Annotated in this window: 19 protein-coding genes; 2 read left to right on the plus strand and 17 right to left on the minus strand. The window is 42.9% G+C overall.

Going from position 1 to position 19437, the window contains the following annotated elements; genetic code table 11:
* Positions 1-28: 28 nt before the first annotated feature.
* Positions 29-1477, plus strand: coding sequence for an alpha-amylase (locus ADM50_RS07365; protein ID WP_049485112.1), 1449 nt, complete (start codon positions 29-31; stop codon positions 1475-1477).
* Between the two features lie 90 nt (positions 1478-1567).
* On the opposite strand, the gene alaS is transcribed toward ADM50_RS07365, so the two are convergent.
* From alaS to budA, 9 genes are all read right to left on the minus strand, one after another.
* Complete coding sequence (alaS, locus tag ADM50_RS07370) at positions 1568-4186, minus strand: alanine--tRNA ligase (RefSeq protein ID WP_049485114.1); 2619 nt, start codon at positions 4184-4186, stop codon at positions 1568-1570.
* A gap of 20 nt (positions 4187-4206) precedes the next feature.
* On the minus strand, positions 4207-4692 hold the full coding sequence (locus ADM50_RS07375; protein ID WP_000847083.1) for an LURP-one-related/scramblase family protein: 486 nt from the start codon (positions 4690-4692) through the stop codon (positions 4207-4209).
* Between the two features lie 257 nt (positions 4693-4949).
* Positions 4950-6020 (minus strand): ABC transporter substrate-binding protein, encoded by a 1071-nt coding sequence (locus ADM50_RS07380; RefSeq protein WP_000737950.1) that lies wholly within the window; start codon positions 6018-6020, stop codon positions 4950-4952.
* Positions 6017-6790 (minus strand): ABC transporter permease, encoded by a 774-nt coding sequence (locus ADM50_RS07385; protein ID WP_049485117.1) that lies wholly within the window; start codon positions 6788-6790, stop codon positions 6017-6019. The genes ADM50_RS07380 and ADM50_RS07385 overlap by 4 nt, the downstream gene beginning before the upstream one ends.
* Positions 6787-7593, minus strand: coding sequence for an ABC transporter permease (locus ADM50_RS07390; RefSeq protein ID WP_000754112.1), 807 nt, complete (start codon positions 7591-7593; stop codon positions 6787-6789). Before ADM50_RS07390 ends, ADM50_RS07385 begins: the two co-directional genes overlap by 4 nt.
* Complete coding sequence (locus ADM50_RS07395) at positions 7574-8731, minus strand: ABC transporter ATP-binding protein (RefSeq protein ID WP_000742901.1); 1158 nt, start codon at positions 8729-8731, stop codon at positions 7574-7576. Before ADM50_RS07395 ends, ADM50_RS07390 begins: the two co-directional genes overlap by 20 nt.
* A gap of 159 nt (positions 8732-8890) precedes the next feature.
* Positions 8891-9796, minus strand: a complete 906-nt coding sequence (gene murB, locus ADM50_RS07400) for a UDP-N-acetylmuramate dehydrogenase (protein ID WP_049485119.1) — start codon at positions 9794-9796, stop codon at positions 8891-8893.
* A gap of 111 nt (positions 9797-9907) precedes the next feature.
* Positions 9908-10660: a YhfC family intramembrane metalloprotease gene (locus ADM50_RS07405; protein ID WP_049485120.1), complete on the minus strand. Its 753-nt coding sequence runs from the start codon at positions 10658-10660 to the stop codon at positions 9908-9910.
* 9 nt (positions 10661-10669) lie between these two features.
* Positions 10670-11389 (minus strand): acetolactate decarboxylase, encoded by a 720-nt coding sequence (budA, locus tag ADM50_RS07410; protein WP_071788318.1) that lies wholly within the window; start codon positions 11387-11389, stop codon positions 10670-10672.
* A gap of 157 nt (positions 11390-11546) precedes the next feature.
* On the opposite strand from budA, the gene ADM50_RS07415 reads away from it, so the two are divergent.
* Complete coding sequence (locus tag ADM50_RS07415) at positions 11547-12818, plus strand: aminotransferase-like domain-containing protein (RefSeq protein WP_049485122.1); 1272 nt, start codon at positions 11547-11549, stop codon at positions 12816-12818.
* Positions 12819-12837: 19 nt separating this feature from the next.
* Here the strand turns inward: ADM50_RS07415 and ADM50_RS07420 are convergent, their stop codons facing one another.
* The 8 genes from ADM50_RS07420 to ADM50_RS07455 all read right to left on the minus strand — a co-directional run bounded on the left by ADM50_RS07420 (position 12838) and on the right by ADM50_RS07455 (position 19247).
* On the minus strand, positions 12838-13653 hold the full coding sequence (locus ADM50_RS07420) for an ABC transporter substrate-binding protein (RefSeq protein ID WP_049485123.1): 816 nt from the start codon (positions 13651-13653) through the stop codon (positions 12838-12840).
* 118 nt (positions 13654-13771) lie between these two features.
* Positions 13772-14239, minus strand: a complete 468-nt coding sequence (locus ADM50_RS07425; RefSeq protein ID WP_049485125.1) for an NUDIX hydrolase — start codon at positions 14237-14239, stop codon at positions 13772-13774.
* An 88-nt stretch (positions 14240-14327) separates the two neighbouring features.
* Positions 14328-14981 carry a phosphate signaling complex protein PhoU gene (phoU, locus tag ADM50_RS07430; RefSeq protein WP_000946468.1) on the minus strand — a complete coding sequence of 218 codons (654 nt, stop codon included), beginning with the start codon at positions 14979-14981 and terminating at the stop codon, positions 14328-14330.
* Between the two features lie 11 nt (positions 14982-14992).
* Positions 14993-15751: a phosphate ABC transporter ATP-binding protein PstB gene (gene pstB / locus ADM50_RS07435; RefSeq protein ID WP_001287329.1), complete on the minus strand. Its 759-nt coding sequence runs from the start codon at positions 15749-15751 to the stop codon at positions 14993-14995.
* 12 nt (positions 15752-15763) lie between these two features.
* Positions 15764-16567 (minus strand): phosphate ABC transporter ATP-binding protein PstB, encoded by an 804-nt coding sequence (gene pstB, locus ADM50_RS07440; RefSeq protein WP_000049851.1) that lies wholly within the window; start codon positions 16565-16567, stop codon positions 15764-15766.
* Between the two features lie 10 nt (positions 16568-16577).
* Entirely contained in the window at positions 16578-17462 is an 885-nt protein-coding gene (gene pstA / locus ADM50_RS07445; RefSeq protein ID WP_000543050.1) for a phosphate ABC transporter permease PstA, read from the minus strand.
* Positions 17452-18369 carry a phosphate ABC transporter permease subunit PstC gene (gene pstC / locus ADM50_RS07450; protein ID WP_001070951.1) on the minus strand — a complete coding sequence of 306 codons (918 nt, stop codon included), beginning with the start codon at positions 18367-18369 and terminating at the stop codon, positions 17452-17454. The genes pstA and pstC overlap by 11 nt, the downstream gene beginning before the upstream one ends.
* Positions 18369-19247: a phosphate ABC transporter substrate-binding protein PstS gene (locus tag ADM50_RS07455; protein WP_049485127.1), complete on the minus strand. Its 879-nt coding sequence runs from the start codon at positions 19245-19247 to the stop codon at positions 18369-18371. The genes pstC and ADM50_RS07455 overlap by 1 nt, the downstream gene beginning before the upstream one ends.
* Positions 19248-19437 lie beyond the last annotated feature (190 nt).

A 19437-nucleotide genomic window follows, 5' to 3' on the forward strand; every position in this document is an offset into this window, starting at 1 on the left:
ACAACATTGATAAGCAAGAGGAAAAACAATGCAAAATCAGACACTTATGCAATACTTTGAATGGTATCTGCCTCATGACGGCCAGCACTGGGCTCGACTAACAAATGACGCAGAGCACCTAGCAAACCTTGGTATCAGCCATATCTGGATGCCACCTGCCTTCAAGGCAACCAACGAAAAAGATGTAGGCTATGGTGTTTACGATCTTTTTGACCTAGGCGAATTTCACCAAAAAGGGACTGTCCGTACCAAGTATGGGTTTAAAGAAGACTATCTTCAAGCCATTCAAACCCTAAAGGCACAGGGAATTCAACCTATGGCCGATGTGGTGCTCAATCACAAGGCTGCTGCCGATCATATGGAAGCCTTTCAGGTTATTGAAGTGGATCCTGAGGATCGTACCCTTCAGCTAAGCGAGCCCTTTACCATCAATGGCTGGACTCACTTCACCTTCGATGGTCGCCAAGACACCTACAATGACTTCCACTGGCACTGGTACCACTTCACAGGTACAGACTACGATGCCAAACGCCGTAAGTCTGGTATTTACCTGATCCAGGGAGACAATAAAGGTTGGGCAAATGAGGAATTGGTCGATAACGAAAACGGTAACTACGACTACCTCATGTACGCTGACCTGGACTTTAAGCACCCTGAAGTCATCCAAAACATCTATGACTGGGCTGACTGGTTCATGGAAACGACTGGAGTTGCTGGTTTCCGCTTGGATGCCGTTAAACACATTGACTCCTTCTTTATGGGCAATTTCATCCGTGATATGAAGGAAAAATACGGTGAAGATTTCTATGTTTTTGGGGAATTTTGGAATCCAGACAAAGAAGCTAACCTAGACTATCTCGAGAAAGTAGAAGAACGTTTTGACCTTGTCGATGTTCGCCTCCACCAAAACCTCTTTGAAGCTAGCCATGCTGGAGCAAGCTTCGACCTTCGTAACATTTTCACAGATAGCTTGGTTGAACTCAATCCTGACAAGGCTGTCACTTTCGTTGACAACCATGATACTCAACGAGGGCAGGCCCTTGAGTCTACTGTTGAAGAATGGTTTAAACCAGCAGCCTATGCGCTCATCCTTCTTCGTGAGCAAGGCCTTCCATGTGTCTTTTATGGAGACTATTACGGCATTTCAGGGCAATATGCCCAAGAAGATTTCAGAGAAGTTCTTGACCGTCTCCTAGCCATCCGAAAAGATTTGGCCTATGGAGAGCAAACAGACTACTTTGACGATGCCAACTGCATCGGATGGGTTCGTTCAGGCGCTGAACATCAATCCCCAATCGCTGTCCTTATCTCCAATGACCAAGAAAACAGCAAGTCTATGTTTGTCGGGCAAGAATGGGCTGACCAAACCTTTGTTGACCTCCTTGAAAATCATCCAGCACAAGTTACAATCAATGCTGAAGGTTATGGAGAATTTCCAGTAGCAGCGGGTTCAGTCAGTGTCTGGGTAGCAAAATAAACCTATCAGGTACAAGTCAAATCCAACCGGATTTGGCTTTTTTGTGTATGCAAAAAGACCTACCCAAATGGATAGATCCTAAATGTTTTCTTATAATTTACCTGCTACTGCATCCAACAATTCTTGGATTTTCGCTTGGTTGCTTCCTCCTGCCATGGCCATGTCTGGTTTACCACCACCACGTCCATCAACAATTGGAGCCAATTCTTTAACCAAGTTACCTGCGTGGATATCTTTTGTCTTGCTAGCTACAAGAACATTGACTTTGTCACCAATAGCAGCAACTAGGACAAGCACATCAGAGTAGTCTTTTTGTTTCCAGTTATCCGCAAAGGTACGAAGGGCACCTGCATCTGATACAGAAACTTGGCTTGCAATGTAACGGTGTCCGTTGACTTCCTTCACATCCTTGAAGACATCACCTGCAGCTGCAGCTGCTGCTTTTTCCTTCAATTCTGCATTTTCTTTTTGCAATTGACGAAGTTGCTCTTGAAGTCCTTCAACCTTATGAGGAACTTCCTTGAGTTGAGGTGCTTTCAAGGTTGCTGCGACGGCTTTCAAAGCGTCTTCTTGTTCACGATAGGCTTCAAAGGCTTCCTTACCAGTTACTGCCAAGATACGGCGAGTTCCTGATCCGATTCCTTCTTCTTTGACAATCTTGAAGAGGCCAATCTCAGAAGTGTTGCCAACGTGGGTACCACCACAAAGCTCAATAGAGTAGTCACCGATGGTCACAACGCGGACTTCTTTACCATATTTCTCACCAAAGAGGGCCATAGCTCCCATTTCTTTAGCCGTGTCAATATCTGTCTCAACAGTTTCCACTGCGATGGCTTCCCAAATCTTCTCATTGACTTGCTGTTCAATGGCGCGCAACTCTTCAGGAGTCACAGCTTGGAAGTGAGTAAAGTCAAAGCGAAGAAATTCTACTTCGTTCAGAGATCCTGCTTGTGTCGCATGGTGGCCAAGGATATTGTGAAGAGCCGCATGGAGCAAGTGAGTCGCAGTGTGGTTTTTCATAACACGATGACGACGGTTGGTATCGATAGCCAAGGTGTATTCTTGGTTCAAAGCAAGTGGTGCAAGAACTTCAACAGTATGAAGAGCTTGTCCGTTTGGTGCTTTTTGAACGTCTGTCACAGTAGCTACGACATTTCCAGTAGCATCCAAGATTTGACCATGGTCAGCTACTTGTCCACCCATTTCAGCGTAGAATGGAGTCTCTGCAAAGATAAGAGAGGCAGTTCCTTCAGATACAGCTTCTACTTCAGCATTGTCCGCTACGATAGCCACCAACTTAGAAGGCAATTGGCTGGCATTGTAGTTGAAGACACTCTTAACAGTGATATTTTGAAGGGTTTCATTTTGCATCCCCATGGATCCGCCTTTGACAGCTGAAGCACGCGCACGTTCTTGCTGCTCTTTCATGGCTGCTTCAAAGCCTTCGCGGTCTACAGTCATACCAGCTTCTTCGGCGATTTCCTCTGTCAATTCAACTGGGAATCCATAAGTATCGTAGAGTTTGAAGACATCTTGTCCAGCGATAACCGTTTGGCCTTTTTCTTTCAAGTCTGCTACAATGCTTTGGGCAAAGTGCTGACCTGAGTGAAGGGTACGAGCAAATGATTCTTCTTCGCTCTTGATAATTTTCTCGATAAAATCACGTTTTTCAAGCACTTCTGGGTAATAGCTTTCCATGATTTTACCAACAGTTGGAACGAGTTTGTAAAGGAAAGGCTCATTGATACCCAATTTTTGACCATGCATAGAAGCACGACGGAGAAGGCGACGAAGAACGTATCCACGGCCCTCATTTCCAGGAAGGGCACCATCACCGATTGCAAATGAAAGAGAACGGATATGGTCTGCGATGACTTTGAAGCTCATGTTGTCGCCGTCTTGGTCATAAACCTTACCAGACAATTTCTCAACTTCACGGATAATCGGCATGAAGAGGTCCGTTTCAAAGTTTGTCTTAGCCCCTTGGATAACTGCCACCAAACGCTCCAAACCAGCGCCCGTATCAATGTTCTTGTGTGGTAATTCCTTGTATTCGCTACGAGGAACAGCAGGGTCGGCGTTAAATTGTGACAAAACAATGTTCCAGATTTCGATGTAACGGTCGTTTTCAATATCTTCTGCAAGCAGGCGAATACCGATATTTTCTGGGTCAAATGCTTCTCCACGGTCGAAGAAAATCTCTGTATCTGGTCCAGAAGGCCCTGCACCGATTTCCCAGAAGTTGTCTTCGATTGGAATCAAGTGGCTTGGGTCCACTCCTACTTCAATCCAGCGGTTATAAGAATCTTTATCGTCTGGATAGTAGGTCATGTACAGTTTTTCAGCAGGAAAATCAAACCATTCTGGGCTGGTCAAAAGCTCATAAGCCCAAGTGATGGCTTCGTCACGAAAGTAATCCCCGATAGAGAAGTTCCCCAACATTTCAAACATAGTATGGTGGCGAGCTGTTTTTCCGACATTTTCGATGTCATTGGTACGGATAGCTTTCTGCGCATTGGTAATACGTGGATTTTCAGGAATAATGGTTCCGTCAAAGTATTTCTTAAGGGTTGCTACCCCAGAGTTAATCCACAAAAGAGTTGGGTCATTTACAGGAACCAAGCTGACTGATGGTTCTACAGAGTGTCCTTTGCTTGCCCAGAAATCAAGCCACATTTGGCGAACTTGAGCACTAGATAGTTGTTTCATAATATCTCCTTATTACTTGTTTAATTTGATTGGCTTTCCAGCATCTCCACATAGTCAATCGCGACACAGAGGGAAATGACTAGGTCTGCATAAGAGTCTTCATAGACGGTTACGGTGTAAGTTGAGGTCAAATGGAAAATCTCTTTCCGAATTTCGGCAATCACTTGGTCGCGGTCATCCAGCAATTTGAAATTCAAATCCCAGATATTGCCCTCGATACGAAGCCCTAGATCATCAAACTCATACTTATCTCGAAAGAAGGTCAACTTCTTACGAATGACGAAATTGGAACCGTTTCGTAACTGGATAGTAAAGCGAGGAAGCAAAGTGAAAAATTCTTTACTAATCTCACTTACTTGCTCACCATAGGCGTCATAGATGGTAAAGGTCTTAGGAATTTGGAAGAAAGAGCCCTCTACCTGATAATTTACTACTCCTCTATCATCTTTAATATCGAAGCGTTCGCCTCCAAGACGAAACTTTTGTTTCACGAGAAATGTCTTCATAAACACCTCCAAAAATCAAAAGACAAGTCCATATCACGAAGGGCGAAAAACCGCGGTACCACCTTCATTCAATGAACTTGTCATTCTCTTATTCTTATGCAATTGTCTGATTGAGTAGCATGACTTCCTAGCTTAGATGGCTTGCAGCACCGCCAATTCTCTGGACTAAGACAACTGAAAATCAATTCTCAACTTTCTTATTATATCGTTTTTTGGGTTCTGCGTCAACTAGGAAAGCTGACAAGAAAGCATATCTCCTACTTCCGGTACATTTTAAACTGTAGGAAGAGATCGCTATATTTACCTGTCCATTTATGGTCAAATTTCTCATAAACTTCTAGGTGTTTCATGGTATCAGCATCAGGATAGAAGGATTTATCTTCCTTGGTCTCCTCTGGGAGCATTTCCTTAGCTGGTAGGTTTGGTGTTGAGTAGCCTACATACTCGGCATTTTTCAGAGCATTTTCGGGTTTCAACATAAAGTTGATAAAGGCATAGGCGGCATCTTGGTTTTTCACGGTTTTTGGAATGACCATGTTATCAAACCAGAGATTGCTGGCCTCAGTCGGAACGACATACTTGAGGTTAGGATTTTTCTCCAACATCTGCCTAGCTTCCCCAGAGAAAGTCACACCGATAGCAGCGTTGTTCTGAATCATGTAACCCTTCATCTCGTCCGCCACAATGGCCTTGATATTTGGAGTCAGTTTGTAGAGCTTATCCACTGTCTCTTCCAGCTGCTGAGGATCCTTGGAGTTGAGACTGTAACCGAGCGAGTTAAGCCCGAGTCCCAGCACCTCACGCGCCCCATCAAAGAGCATGATGGAATCCTTGTATTCTGGTTTCCAGAGGTCATCCCAATGCTCAGGCGCCTCCTCTACCATGGTTTCATTGTAAACAATTCCCAAGGTTCCCCAGAAGTACGGGATGGAGAATTTGTTGCCCGGGTCAAAAGACTGGTTGAGGAACTCTGGTCCGATATTCTCGATGCCTTCAATTTTTGAATAATCAAGCGGAACCAAGAGGTCTTCGTCCTTCATCTTGTTGATCATGTATTCACTCGGGATGGCAATATCGTAGGTCGTTCCACCCTGTTTGATCTTGGTATACATGGCTTCGTTGGAGTCAAAGGTCTCGTATTGTACTTGGATTCCTGTTTCTTCTGTGAATTTCTCCAAGAGTTCGGGATCGATATAGTCCCCCCAGTTGTAGATAACCAATTTCTGACTGTCTCGGCTATTGATTTTACTGTCTAGATGAGTCGCAATTCCCCACAAGACAAGGATAATAGCTACAATTCCTGCTAAAAATGAATAGAGTTTTTTCATGCTTGCTCCTCCTTCTCACGTGAGATAAAGTAATAGCCAACAACTAGGATAATACTAAAGAGAAAGACAAGGGCAGAGAGGGCATTGATTTCTAGCGAAATTCCCTTACGAGCACGAGAGTAGATCTCAACCGAGAGAGTCGAAAAGCCATTCCCTGTGACAAAGAAGGTCACAGCAAAGTCATCTAGCGAATAGGTGAAGGCCATGAAATAACCTGCAATGATAGACGGAGTCAGATAAGGAAGCATGATTTCCTTAAACATCTGAAACTGGCTGGCTCCCAAGTCATAGGCCGCATGAATCATGTCATCATTCATCTCCTTGAGGCGAGGCAAGACCATCAAGACCACGATAGGGATGGAAAAGGCCACGTGACTAGATAAAACCGTCAAAAAGCCAAGTGAAAACTTAAGCTGGGTAAAGAGAATCAAGAAGCTAGCACCAATCATAACGTCAGGCGCAACCATGAGGATATTATTGAGTGATAGAAAGGCTTCTTGGTATTTCTTACGAGACTGGTAGATGTAAATAGCTCCGAAAGTCCCGATAACGGTCGCAATCAAGGCAGACAGAAAGGCCAAGAAAAAGGTTTGGGTGAGGATCAACATGAGACGACCATCACCAAACATGGTTTGAAAATGGCTCAAGCTAAAGCCGGTAAAACTGTTCATATCATCGCCAGCATTAAAGGCATAGCCAATCAAGTAAAAAATCGGCAAATAAAGGATGATAAAGACAAAGGCTAGGTAGAGATTGGCAAATTTTTTCATCGTTCTCTCCTTTCCTTGGTCACCCACATGGTGAGAAACATGGTCAGGATGAGAATCACACCGATGGTTGAACCCATACCGTAGTTGTCATTTGTTAGAAAGTTCTGCTCAATGGCCGTCCCCAAGGTGATAACGCGGTTCCCACCAATCAAACGGGTCAGCATGAAGAGACTCAAGCTGGGGATAAAGACAGATTGAACACCACTTCTTACTCCGTTCATAGATAGAGGGAAGATGACATGACGGAAGGTTTCCCACTTGGTTGCACCAAGGTCATAGCTGGCATTGATGAGATTGTTATCCATATCATCCAAGACATTGAAGATCGGCAAAATCATAAAGGGAAGCTCAATGTAGCTTGCGACGAAGATAAAGGAGAAATCTGTAAAGAGCAACTGCTGCGAACCGATTCCGATAAATTCCAAGAATTGGTTAATAGAGCCATTTTGACCAAAAATCCCGATAAAGGCATAGGCCTTGAGGAGTAGGTTAATCCATGTAGGAAGTATTATCAGCATGAGCCAGAGCTGACGGTGCTTGAGACGAGTCAAAAAGAGGGCTGTTGGATAGCTGATAAAAAGTGTTACCAAGGTCACAATTCCAGCATAGAGCACAGAGTTGAAACTCATTTTAAGATAGGTCAAGTTTTGTGACGCAAAGTAAGATTTATAGTTTTCTAAACTAAACTGCCCTTCAATGTTGAAAAAGGATTGTCCAAAAATCAAGACCAAGGGTGCGAGAACAAAGAGGGCAATCCAGAGCATATATGGCACTACAAAGAGTTTAGAGGTTGTTTTCTTCATCTCTTTCCTCCTCGATCGCGTTAATCAGACCTGCTTCTTGCTCTTCGATTTCTACGTACTCCTCGATACGAGCATCGAACTCTTCTTCGGTTTCGTTAAGACGCATGATGTGGATATCTTCTGGTTCAAAGTCCAGACCGATTTCCTCACCAACGATGGCCTTACGGGTCGAGTGGATCATCCATTCGTTTCCAAGTTCGTCATAGGCAATAATCTCGTAGTGAACCCCACGGAAAAGCTGGGTATCAACCTTAACTTGGAGCTTGCCTTCTTCAGGAAGAGTGATGCGCAAGTCCTCTGGACGAATGACAACCTCAACTGGCTCATTTGGTTTCATCCCTCCATCGACCGCTTCGAAGCGTTTGCCGTTAAACTCAACCAAGTAGTCCTCAATCATGGTTCCTGGCAAGATATTGGACTCACCGATAAAGGTGGCAACAAAATGGTTGATTGGCTCATCATAGATGTCCACTGGTGTTCCAGACTGAACAATCTCGCCATCGTTCATAACGAAAATCCAGTCACTCATGGCGAGAGCTTCTTCCTGATCGTGAGTGACAAAAACAAAGGTAATCCCCAATCGTTGCTGCAGTTCACGCAGTTCGTACTGCATGTCTGTTCGCAATTTCAAGTCCAGCGCTGACAAGGGCTCGTCCAGCAAGACCACACGGGGCTGGTTGATAATGGCACGGGCAATGGCCACACGCTGACGTTGTCCTCCAGAGAGTTTACGGATGGAACGTTTCTCATAACCTTCCAACTGAACCATCTTGAGAACTTCCGCTACACGTTGTTCGATTTCTTTCTTGTCAATCTTACGCAAACGGAGTGGAAAGGCAACATTTTCAAACACATTCATATGTGGAAACAAGGCATAGGATTGGAAGACCGTATGAACATCTCGTTTATTGGTTGGGATATCATTGATACGCACCCCATCCAGCAAAATATCCCCTGTCGTCGCATCCAGTAAACCTGCAATGATATTTAGAATGGTTGATTTTCCTGAACCAGATGCGCCTAAAAGAGTGTAAAACTTCCCTTCTTCCAACTCAAAGTTGATGTCTTTGAGAACCTTGGTGTTGCTGTCTTCAAAAACTTTAGAGACGTTTTTGAATTCAATAATTGGTTTTTTCAATTGTCATAAATTCCTTCTTTTTCATAAATTAACAGATCAGGGCTCTGTCAGGCCGCTACTACCTCGTGTAGGAGATTGAACTGCCTACATACATCTTCACTAACGATAGGCTTTCACCCCCTTTACAATGGTTATAGTAGCAACTTTTCTACCCCAACCTTATTCCTTCTCGCCCAAGATTCGGACTTCTCTTTCAAGAGTGACACCTGAGTGTTCCTTGACTTTTTTGATAACAGATTGGATCAAGTCCTCGTAGTCTTTGGCCGTTCCGTCAGCAACATTGATCATAAAACCGGCATGCTTTTCAGATACTTCCACACCACCGATTCGATAGCCCTTCAGGCCAGCCTCTGAGATCAACTGACCTGCAAAATGCCCAACTGGACGCTTAAAGACTGAACCACAAGATGGGTATTCTAATGGTTGCTTGAGTTCACGTAGGTGCGTCAAGCGGTCCATTTCTTGCTTGATAACCTGATGATTCCCTGGAGCTAGGGCAAATTTAGCTGACAAAACAACAGCCCCAGAATCCTGAATAGCTGAATGGCGGTAACCAAAAGCCAAGTCCTTGGCAGATAAGGTCTCGATTTCCCCTTCCTTGGTCAAAATTTGACAAGACTGCAAGATATGAGCAATCTCTCCTCCATAGGCACCCGCATTCATAAAGACAGCTCCACCTATGCTTCCAGGAATCCCACAAGCAAACTCAAAACCAGTCAAACTATGACGGAGAGCAATACGTGTTGTTTCGATCAAGTTGGCTCCTGCTTCTGCTTCGATGGTATAGCCATCAACTGAAACGTTATTAAGCTTATCACACAAGATGACAAAACCACGGATTCCACCTTCACGAACAATGATATTGCTGGCATTCCCAAGCACCATCCAAGGAATATTCTCTTGATTGGCAAATTGGACGACACGGGCCATCTCATAGCGATTGCGTGGCAAAACTAGATAATCCGCTCGACCTCCTACCTTTGTATAGGTATAGGTCTTCAAAGGTTCCTTAAAACGAATATCGATTCCTTCTAAGATTTCAAGCATTTTTTCTTTTACTGACATGTCACTCTTCCTTTTTCAAAATTCATTCCATTATACCATTTTTAGAGACATTTGACGACCATAAAAAGAGCTTGTTTTATCATTACATAAAAAAAGAGGTCACCCCTCTTTTTATGATTTTTTCCAAAATGTAAATTTTGTCAGCCAGATAAAGACTAAAAGTTCTACGAGAAGAACAAACTCAACTAGAAGCGGATTTGCAATCCATCCTACCTGAGATAAGGCTGGAGCCAAGTCAAACAAGGCATGTAAACCATAGGCAGCAAAGAGATAGATCCATTTCTTTTGGCTAACACTTTGGTAAACCCAGATGGAAAGACCGATTTGGAGAACTAGGGCAAGCACACGTTCAACTCCTAGTAAATAAACCTGCCATACAGAAAGAGACTGAACCGTTTCAAGTGTAGACTTTGGAAGAAGATTGGCTACATCAGTATTTGAAGACTGGATGAGTGAAAAGAGAATCAAAAGACTGATCAAGCTTCCCATTCCGAGATAGAGCATCTCCAAGCCGCCATGTCCCAAACCATAAGCCAAAGCATCTCGATCTTCTAGCTTTCTCTTTTTCTCCAACCATTTAAAAAAGATAAGACGAGCCGTCTCTTCAAAGAGGGCTGCCATAGCGATCCCATAAAGGACGTATAAGAAAGGCTGCTCCTGCATAAGCGGAATGGTTCCATCTTTTTGCGGATGGAGTATCAGAAGGTGAACCATCTTCTCTAACACTTGAGAAGAAACAAAAAATGCGATTGCCCCCAAGCCCATCACTGCAAGAGAGATTTTAAACCGCTTTTTGGCATACCAAGTCCCACTTACTAGAATGAGAACCAAAGCGATCATGGTAAGGATAATATGTACTGTCATCTTTTTCTCCTATTCTGACTTATCAATATCTTTCTTCATCTCGTCAACGTTAAATTTGGCAAATAAATACTGGCGATCTTGGACTGGAAAACGTTGGTCCAACTGGTCGACTGCCCCAACCTCAATCATTCCTTCTTTGATAACAAAGTCCATCACATGCCCACCAAAGGTTAAATCATCTGAGATAAAATGCAAATGGTAGCCTGCAACACTCACTCCATGGAAAATCTCCGGTGTCCAAAATCCAACAATAGTTCCCGATACATTTTCACGGCTATATTCAGGTTGGTGAGTCGCTACATCAGCAAACTTGGTATCAGGTGTGGATTTGGGAATCATCCGTACGTGCATTTGTGAAAATTCGCCATGAATCTTGATGGAACGAAAAAGATTTTCCCCATCATAGTAGGACTCAATTCGCTTTTCCAATTCCTTGTCTGTCATCTCAAAGCGCTGGCGGAAAATCACTTCTGCCTGATGGGGAACCACTGCTGCATAGGGAATAAGAGCATCCGCTGCCACTTCAACGATTTCAGGCGTTTGACCAGACCCCTTGGCTTGATAAGCCTTGCCATCAAGGACAATCAACTCCCCATCAATCGAATCAAGGGTTCCCAAACCAAGGTCACCATGTTCCAGCAATTCTCCTACTGTCATAGTTCCACCATAGAGACCTGCCATTAGGGCACCTAGAGTATTGTATTGAAATAATTTTACTGGTTCCTGCACTTTTCTATCCTTTCTCTTTCTTATCTTCTGTTCAATGAATCATCATACTTTCTAAGTATACCACATTTGCTCCTAGTTGTGAAAGGGAGAAATGATTTTCCCATTGCCAAGCAGGCAAAAAAAAGGTACAATGTAACAAAATCAACGGAGGTCTGGAATGAAGAAAGAAAGTAAATACCAAGTAGTCGTTTCCTTTCTAAAAAAGGGGATCGAATCAGGAAAATTTCCAACAGGTAGCCGGCTTCCCTCCATCCGTCAATTGAGCCAAGACTTCCACTGTAGCAAGGACACTATCCAACGAGCCCTGCTGGAATTACGCCATGAACAATACCTCTATGCCAAACCCCAAAGTGGCTACTATGTTCTAGAACAAGGACAGCACCAAGACTTGGAAATCGAAGTCACTGACGAACATGCCAGTGCCTATGACGACTTCCGACTCTGCGTCAACGAAACCCTGATAGGCCGAGAAAACTACCTCTTCAACTACTATGACAACCAAGAAGGCCTTGAGGAACTAAGACAATCTGTCCATCAACTTCTTTTCAACCAAGCCCTCTACTGCAAACCCGACCAACTGGTTCTAACATCTGGCACCCAGCAAGCTCTCTTTATCCTTTCTCAGATTAACTTTCCTAGCGAGGGAGAGGAGATTTTGGTCGAACAACCTACCTATCACCGGATGAACCGCCTCTTGGTCGCTCAGGGATTGGCCTACCAGACCATTGAACGCCGTATTGATGGCATCAACCTTGAAGAACTGGAAAAACAGTTTAAATCTGGGAAAATCAAGTTTTTCTACACCATTCCTCGCTTCCACTATCCCCTAGGTCATTCCTATTCTGATCAGGAAAAAAGGGATATTTTGGATCTAGCAAACCAGTATGGTGTATATATCGTCGAGGATGATTATCTAGGTGACTTAGACTCTAAAAAGGGACAAACCTTCCACTATCTGGATACTGAGGATCGCGTCATTTATATCAAGTCCTTCTCAACTAGTCTCTTTCCAGCCCTTCGTATTACCGCCCTCATTCTCCCAAATGCCCTAAAAGAGGCCTTTGTTTCCTACAAAAATATCCTGGACTATGACAGCAATCTCATCATGCAAAAGGCTCTTTCTCTTTACATCGATAGCCAGTTATTTGAAAAAAACCGACTGGCTCGATTGACCCTTCAAGAGAACTATCAGGCTCAGATAAAGAAAGTGCTTGAAAAAAACACCTGTCCCTTGCCCCACTATCCTCTACACAATGGTCTTTTGCTTGATTTGAGACACTATCCTAAAATTGCCAGTCTAAAACACAGCTCACTCAAACTAGACTTTTTTGAGGAGGCTTATTTGGATGCCTGTCCTTATCAGTTCGCCAAAGTCTCTCTCGAAAATCTAGAAGAGCTATTAGAATACATAAAAGCTGAGTTGGATTAAAGTCCAACTCAGCTTTTTCTTATTGTTCAACTTCTGTTAGTTTCGCTGCCTTTTCAAGATAAGTTTGATAGGTTCCGTCATCTTTCAGTTTTTGGATAACCTTATCTACTACAGCTTTCAAGTCTGATTGATCCTTTTTGATAGCAACGGCATTGGCTTCGCCATCTTTCATTGTCAAGTTAACAGATGCAACGACAAGGTCTGAGTTTTTACCTGCGTAGCTAAGAGCAACTGGTTCATCCATATGAACAGCATCCACTTTTCCAGCCTGCAACTCATTGACGGCTTCCCCCATATTGGTCAAGGATGTCAACTGGGCATTTGGTAATTGTTCCTTGACCATGGTTTCTGGCACAGTTCCCTTTTGAGCTGCGATATTGGCACTTGCGAGGCTTGAAAGATCCTTGTACTTGTCTAAATCGGCTTTTCTAACCAAGAAACTCATCTTATTTTCATAGTAAGGGATTGAAAAGTCAAAGACTTCCTTTCTCTCATCTGTAGCACTAATTCCTGCAATAGCCAAGTCAGCCTTTCCAGTTTGAAGGCTGGTCAAGACATTGTCAAAACTCATACTTGAGATTTCAAGTTTAACCCCAAGCTCGTCCGCAATCGCTTGAGCCATATCAATATCTGCACCAACCACTTGGTTTTTACCATCTACCAAGGCTTGGAATTCAAAAGGTGCATAGTCTGGGCTGGTCGCAACGACTAGCTTTCCTTTTTGTTTAATAGCATCCACAGCAGACTGAGAACTATCCGTTCCTGACTGGCAAGCTACTAAAACCATGCTGGCAAGCATGCTACACACAACTAATATCCATTTCTTAAACTTCATAAATAAACGACCTTTCTGTTATTTCTGAATAATTATAACCTATTTGAAAATGCTTGTCAACGTTTTTCTTGCATTTTCATAAAATATAGTTAGAAAAATTAGAAATTCAGAGATTAGTTTATCTATCTATTGGGAACTTATTTTCAAAAAAATCATTTATCATATCTTGATGTTGCTGGTTTACAATTGTAATGTTTTGTATATCCATATGATCAAAAAATCCTAATTCTAACGTTTCATTACTTGTAAAAAAATTTGTAGAAATAGAATTTTTAGATGAAACTAAATACAAAATTGTAAGAACTTGAGCCTCATCGCCATTCGGATAACTATCTGAATATTTAGTATAAACATTTAAGAGTTTTTCCGCTCTCACTTCGATTCCCGTTTCTTCATAAAACTCTCGCACTAAAGCTTCTAAAGCCGATTCGCCTAATTCAATAGTACCACCTGGTAATCCCCACGTTCCTTTATCTGCTCGTTTTTGTAATAAAATTTTCCCTGATTGATTTAATATTCCACAAGTGAAATTTAAAATAATTTTATCTTTCCCAACTTTTTTTCTTATATTCTGTATGTAGTCCATTACTCACCTCTGATAAAAAAATCATCAATACAACGAAAGCTTACTATTAAAAAGTAAGCTTTCACAATAATTTTATCATTTGAATACTTTATAATTCAACTATCTTACCTGTTTCAAAGTAAACAACCCATTCACAGATGTTTTTTGCGTAGTCTCCGATACGTTCCAAGAAAGAAATGACCTGGAAGTAATCACGGCCTGTAACAATAGCTTCAGGATTTTTCTTAATTTCTTCTGTAGCCAAATCACGGATGCTATCAAAGTAATGGTTGATTTTTTCATCCATCGCCGCTACTTCGTAGGCTTGATCCACAGACCCGTTGAGATAAAGATCTAGAGCTGCTTCGACGAAGTTTTTCACGTCGCGTCCCATTTTTTTGATTTCTTCTTCAACAGAAGGGATACGTTGCTCTCCCTTCATACGAATGGTCGCCTCAGCGATAGACACTGCATGATCTCCCATGCGTTCCACGTCTGAAACTGCCTTTAGAACAGTCAAGACGGTACGAAGGTCTTGCGAAACAGGTTGTTGGAGAGCAATCATTTCAAATGATTTCTTTTCCAACTTCACTTCATATTCATTAACTTCTGCATCGTCTTCGATGACTTCTTTTGCCAAATCACGGTCATGCGTGACAAAGGCACGCACTGTACGATTGATCTGCGAGAGCACTTCTTGTCCCATAGCATAGAACTGGTTGTGCAATTTCTCCAAATCTTCTTCAAATTGAGATCGTAACATCATTCAACTCCTTATCCAAATTTTCCTGTAATATAATCTTCTGTTTCCTTGTTTTGTGGGTCTAGGAACATCTTCTTCGTATCGTTAAACTCGATCAAATCCCCATCTAGGAAAAATCCTGTTTTATCAGAGATACGTGAGGCTTGTTGCATCGAACGCGTTACCAAGAGCATGGTGTATTTATCTTTCAGACCATACAAGGTTTCCTCAATCTTACCTGCAGAAATAGGATCCAAAGCTGAAGTTGGTTCATCTAAGAGGATAATTTTCGGACTGGTTGCTAAGACACGGGCAACACAAACACGTTGTTGTTGTCCACCTGAGAGACCAATGGCTGAATCATGCAAACGATCCTTTACTTCATCCCAGATAGAAGCACGTTGCAAGGCCTTTTCTACTGCTTCATCTAGAACTTGCTTGTCCTTAACCCCATTGATACGCAGACCATAGACAACATTTTCGTAGATAGACATAGGGAAAGGATTAGGCTGTTGAAAGACCATACCGATTTCCTTACGCAATTCAACCGTATCGGTGCGGGGACTATAGATATTGTGACCATTATAGACTACTGATCCAGTGGTTGTCACCTCAGGATTTAGATCACCCATGCGGTTGATGGCTTTGAGCAGGGTAGACTTTCCTGATCCAGAAGGACCAATCAAGGCTGTTATTTCCTTAGGTTGGAAAGAAAGGGAAACACTATTCAAGGCCTTCTTTTTATTGTAATAAACGGACAGGTCTGACACCTGTAAAATCGCTTCTGACATACCGTTTCCTTTCTAACCAAAGTGTCCCGTTACATAGTCATTGGTTGACTGTAACTTAGCATTTTGGAAAATATTGGATGTCTTATCATACTCAATCAAATCACCCAAGTAGAAAAATCCAGTGTAGTCACTTGCACGCGCAGCCTGCTGCATACTATGGGTAACGATGATGATGGTAAAGTCCTTCTTCAATTCCAACATGGTTTCTTCCAGTTGGGCTGTCGCAATCGGATCCAAGGCTGACGCCGGTTCATCCATCAAGAGGATATCTGGTTTGACAGAGATGGCACGAGCGATACAGAGACGTTGTTGCTGACCACCAGAAAGCATCAAGGCTGATTTGTGGAGGTCATCTTTTACCTGATCCCAAAGGGCAGCCTGTCTTAGAGAGGTTTCTACAATTTCATCAAGTACTTTCTTATCCTTAACACCTGCACGTTCATGAGCAAAAGTGATGTTGCGGTAAATAGACTTGGCAAATGGATTTGGACGTTGGAAGACCATTCCGATATGCTTGCGCATCTCATAGACATTGATTTCTGGACGGTTGACGTCAATCCCTCGGTAGAGGATTTGACCTGTGACCTTGGCAATATCAATGGTATCATTCATCCGATTGAGACTGCGAAGATAGGTAGATTTTCCTGATCCAGAAGGACCAATCAAGGCTGTAATTTTATTTTTTTCAAATTGCATATCGATGCCCTTGATGGATTCATTTTTACCATAGTAAACATGTAAATCCTTAGTAGAGAGGGCCACTTTTTCTTCAGGGAAAGTGATGATATGCTTTTCATCCCAGTTATATTTTGACATGGCTTCTCCTTTAGGCAGCGGTTAATTTCTTGTGTAAATAGCTTCCGAGTTTGCGAGCTCCAAAGTTAAAAATCAAGATAAAGATGAGGAGCACGGCGGCAGAACCAGCAGATACGATGGTAGCATCAGGAATGGTTCCTTCACTGTTGACCTTCCAGATGTGGACAGCCAAGGTTTCTGCTTGACGGAAGATTGAGATGGGACTGGTAACACTGAGGATATTCCAGTTAGACCAGTCAAGAGCTGGAGCGGATTGTCCTGCCGTATAGATAAGAGCGGCGGCCTCACCAAAGATACGGCCAGATGCCAAGACAACACCCGTTACAATACCTGGAAGGGCTTCTGGAATGACGACATGGACTACAGTCTCCCAACGAGAAATTCCAAGAGCCAAACCAGCCTCACGTTGCGTATGGTGAACGTGTTTTAAACTGTCCTCAACATTTCGAGTCATCTGAGGGAGGTTAAAGACCGTCAAGGCCAAGGCACCTGAAATGATTGAAAATCCATACTCAAACTGGACTACAAAGATCAAGTAACCAAAGAGACCCACAACGACTGATGGTAGAGAAGACAAAATCTCAATACAGGTGCGAATAAAATTAGTCACAGGTCCTTTTTTGGCATACTCAGCGAGGAATACGCCAGCCCCCATAGATAAAGGCACAGAGATAATCAAGGTAATGACCAGAAGGAAGAAGGAATTGTAGAGCTGAATTCCGATACCCCCACCTGCTTGATAAGAGGAAGATTTCCCTGTCAAGAAGGACCAAGAGATATGCGGTAACCCTCTCACCAAGATATAGAGAATCAAGGATGCCAAGATGGCCACGATGATACCCGCGATTGTATAGAGGACAGCTGTTGCAAGTTTATCTAATTTCTTAGCGTGCATAGTTTTTCTTTCCTCTTTCTTTCGTTATCAATTTAATCACACTGTTAAAGGCCAAACTCATCAAGAGCAAGACTAAGGCCAGTGACCAGAGAACGTTATTATCAACCGTTCCCATGACGGTATTCCCAATTCCCATAGTCAATACAGATGTCAAGGTCGCAGCTGGTGTTGTTAACGAGGTTGGGATAACTGCTGAGTTTCCGACCACCATCTGAATAGCAAGGGCTTCACCGAAAGCACGCGCCATCCCAAAGACCACTGCAGTGAAAATACCTGAACGTGCTGCTTTCAAGGTCACACGCCAGATGGTTTGCCAACGAGTGGCTCCCATAGCTAAACTAGCTTCACGGTAATGACGAGGAACAGCCCGTAAGCTGTCTGTTGTCATAAAGGTTACAGTTGGTAGGATCATGACAAAAAGAACGAAAATCCCTGACAAAATCCCAAAACCAGTTCCACCAAAGACGCTACGAACAAAAGGCACCACAACTTGCAAACCGATAAATCCATAGACGACTGAAGGAATACCGACGAGAAGTTCAATGGCTGGTTGCAAAATCTTTGCACCTTTTGGTGAGACTTCTGTCATAAAGACTGCCGCGCCAATAGCAAAGGGTGTTGCGATGAGGGCAGATAAAATCGTCACAATAAAGGAACCCAAAATCATTGGAAGGGCACCAAATTGTTTCCCTGAAGGATTCCAAGTTTGTCCAAAGAGGAAATCAAAGATGTTGACCCCATTGACAAAGAAGGTCGATAAGCCTTTTTGGGCTACAAAAATCAAAATCATCGCCACAATGATAACAATCAAAGAAAGGCAGGTGAAGGTCAAACCTTTACCAAACTTCTCAAGGCGAGAGTTCTTTGAAGGAGAGAGTAATTTTTTAGATAATTCTTCTTGATTCATTATTGACCTCCTTCTACTGCTGTAACGGTACCTGAAGCATCCTTTTGGACTTTCATTTCATTGATTGAGATATAGCCCATGCCCTTAACAATTCCGTTTTGGGCTTCATCTGAGAGGACGAAATTCAGGAATTCAGCAGCTAACTCATTAGGCTGACCAAGTGTGTACATATGTTCATAAGACCACAAAGGCCAGTTGTTGGTCGTTACATTTTCAGACGTAGGTTCATACCCATTCAGTTTCATGCTTTTCACGGAGTCATCTACATAGGCAAAAGCCAGGTAAGAAATGGCTCCAGGCGTTTGGGATACAATGGACTTGACCATCCCGTTAGAATCCTGTTCTTGACTCTGCATTGCCGCTTGGCCATTCATAATCACCGTATCAAACGTCGCTCGTGAACCAGAACTTGCTGCTCGGTTGATGATTGAAATGGCCAGGTCTTTGCCCCCAACTTCTTTCCAGTTGGTCACTTCACCTGTAAAGATTTTGCGAAGTTGCTCGGTTGTGAGATTTTCAACATCCACTTCCTTGTTTACAATCACTGCAAGACCAGCCACTGCAACCTTGTGGTCTACTAGAGCCGAAGCATCGATTCCTTCTTTTTCCTCTGCAAAGACGTCAGAGTTCCCGATGTCAACTGCTCCAGACTGGACTTGAGATAGTCCTGTACCCGATCCACCACCTTGAACATTAACTGTTTTTCCGATGTTTCTAGAACCGAATTCATCTGCTGCCGCTTCAACAAGAGGCTGAAGAGCAGTTGAACCAACGGCTGTCATGGATTCTCCACGATCAATCCAGCTAGCACATCCTGCTAGAGAACCTGCCATAAAAAGAGCTGCAAGAGACATGACGAGCTTTTTTCTTTTTTTCACTGTTATTCTCCTTGAACATAATGATAAATGTTCTGATTTCTTCCGTTTGTCCTGATCATCCAATTATCATCAATGATTGTCCCGCTTTATTTTATCTAGTCATTCTTAAGAGCGGACAATTCCATCGTATAATATAAGTAATAATGAAAGACTATCAGAAAAAACTCATACTTCCACTATAACATAGAAT

The organism is Streptococcus oralis (genome assembly GCF_001075675.1).
GTDB lineage: Bacteria > Bacillota > Bacilli > Lactobacillales > Streptococcaceae > Streptococcus > Streptococcus oralis_V.

Bases quoted from the DNA above. Each gene is read 5' to 3' on its own strand.
- pstA (WP_000543050.1), bottom strand. From the start codon at position 17,462: ATGCACGCTAAGAAATTAGATAAACTTGCAACAGCTGTCCTCTATACA.
- ADM50_RS07380 (WP_000737950.1), bottom strand. From the start codon at position 6,020: ATGAAAAAACTCTATTCATTTTTAGCAGGAATTGTAGCTATTATCCTT.
- ADM50_RS07385 (WP_049485117.1), bottom strand. From the start codon at position 6,790: ATGAAAAAATTTGCCAATCTCTACCTAGCCTTTGTCTTTATCATCCTT.
- murB (WP_049485119.1), bottom strand. From the start codon at position 9,796: ATGTCAGTAAAAGAAAAAATGCTTGAAATCTTAGAAGGAATCGATATT.
- pstB (WP_000049851.1), bottom strand. From the start codon at position 16,567: ATGTCAAAATATAACTGGGATGAAAAGCATATCATCACTTTCCCTGAA.
- alaS (WP_049485114.1), bottom strand. From the start codon at position 4,186: ATGAAACAACTATCTAGTGCTCAAGTTCGCCAAATGTGGCTTGATTTC.
- ADM50_RS07375 (WP_000847083.1), bottom strand. From the start codon at position 4,692: ATGAAGACATTTCTCGTGAAACAAAAGTTTCGTCTTGGAGGCGAACGC.
- pstC (WP_001070951.1), bottom strand. From the start codon at position 18,369: ATGAATCAAGAAGAATTATCTAAAAAATTACTCTCTCCTTCAAAGAAC.
- ADM50_RS07425 (WP_049485125.1), bottom strand. From the start codon at position 14,239: ATGGACTACATACAGAATATAAGAAAAAAAGTTGGGAAAGATAAAATT.
- pstB (WP_001287329.1), bottom strand. From the start codon at position 15,751: ATGTCAGAAGCGATTTTACAGGTGTCAGACCTGTCCGTTTATTACAAT.
- ADM50_RS07405 (WP_049485120.1), bottom strand. From the start codon at position 10,660: ATGACAGTACATATTATCCTTACCATGATCGCTTTGGTTCTCATTCTA.
- ADM50_RS07415 (WP_049485122.1), top strand. From the start codon at position 11,547: ATGAAGAAAGAAAGTAAATACCAAGTAGTCGTTTCCTTTCTAAAAAAG.
- phoU (WP_000946468.1), bottom strand. From the start codon at position 14,981: ATGTTACGATCTCAATTTGAAGAAGATTTGGAGAAATTGCACAACCAG.
- ADM50_RS07420 (WP_049485123.1), bottom strand. From the start codon at position 13,653: ATGAAGTTTAAGAAATGGATATTAGTTGTGTGTAGCATGCTTGCCAGC.
- ADM50_RS07390 (WP_000754112.1), bottom strand. From the start codon at position 7,593: ATGAAGAAAACAACCTCTAAACTCTTTGTAGTGCCATATATGCTCTGG.
- ADM50_RS07365 (WP_049485112.1), top strand. From the start codon at position 29: ATGCAAAATCAGACACTTATGCAATACTTTGAATGGTATCTGCCTCAT.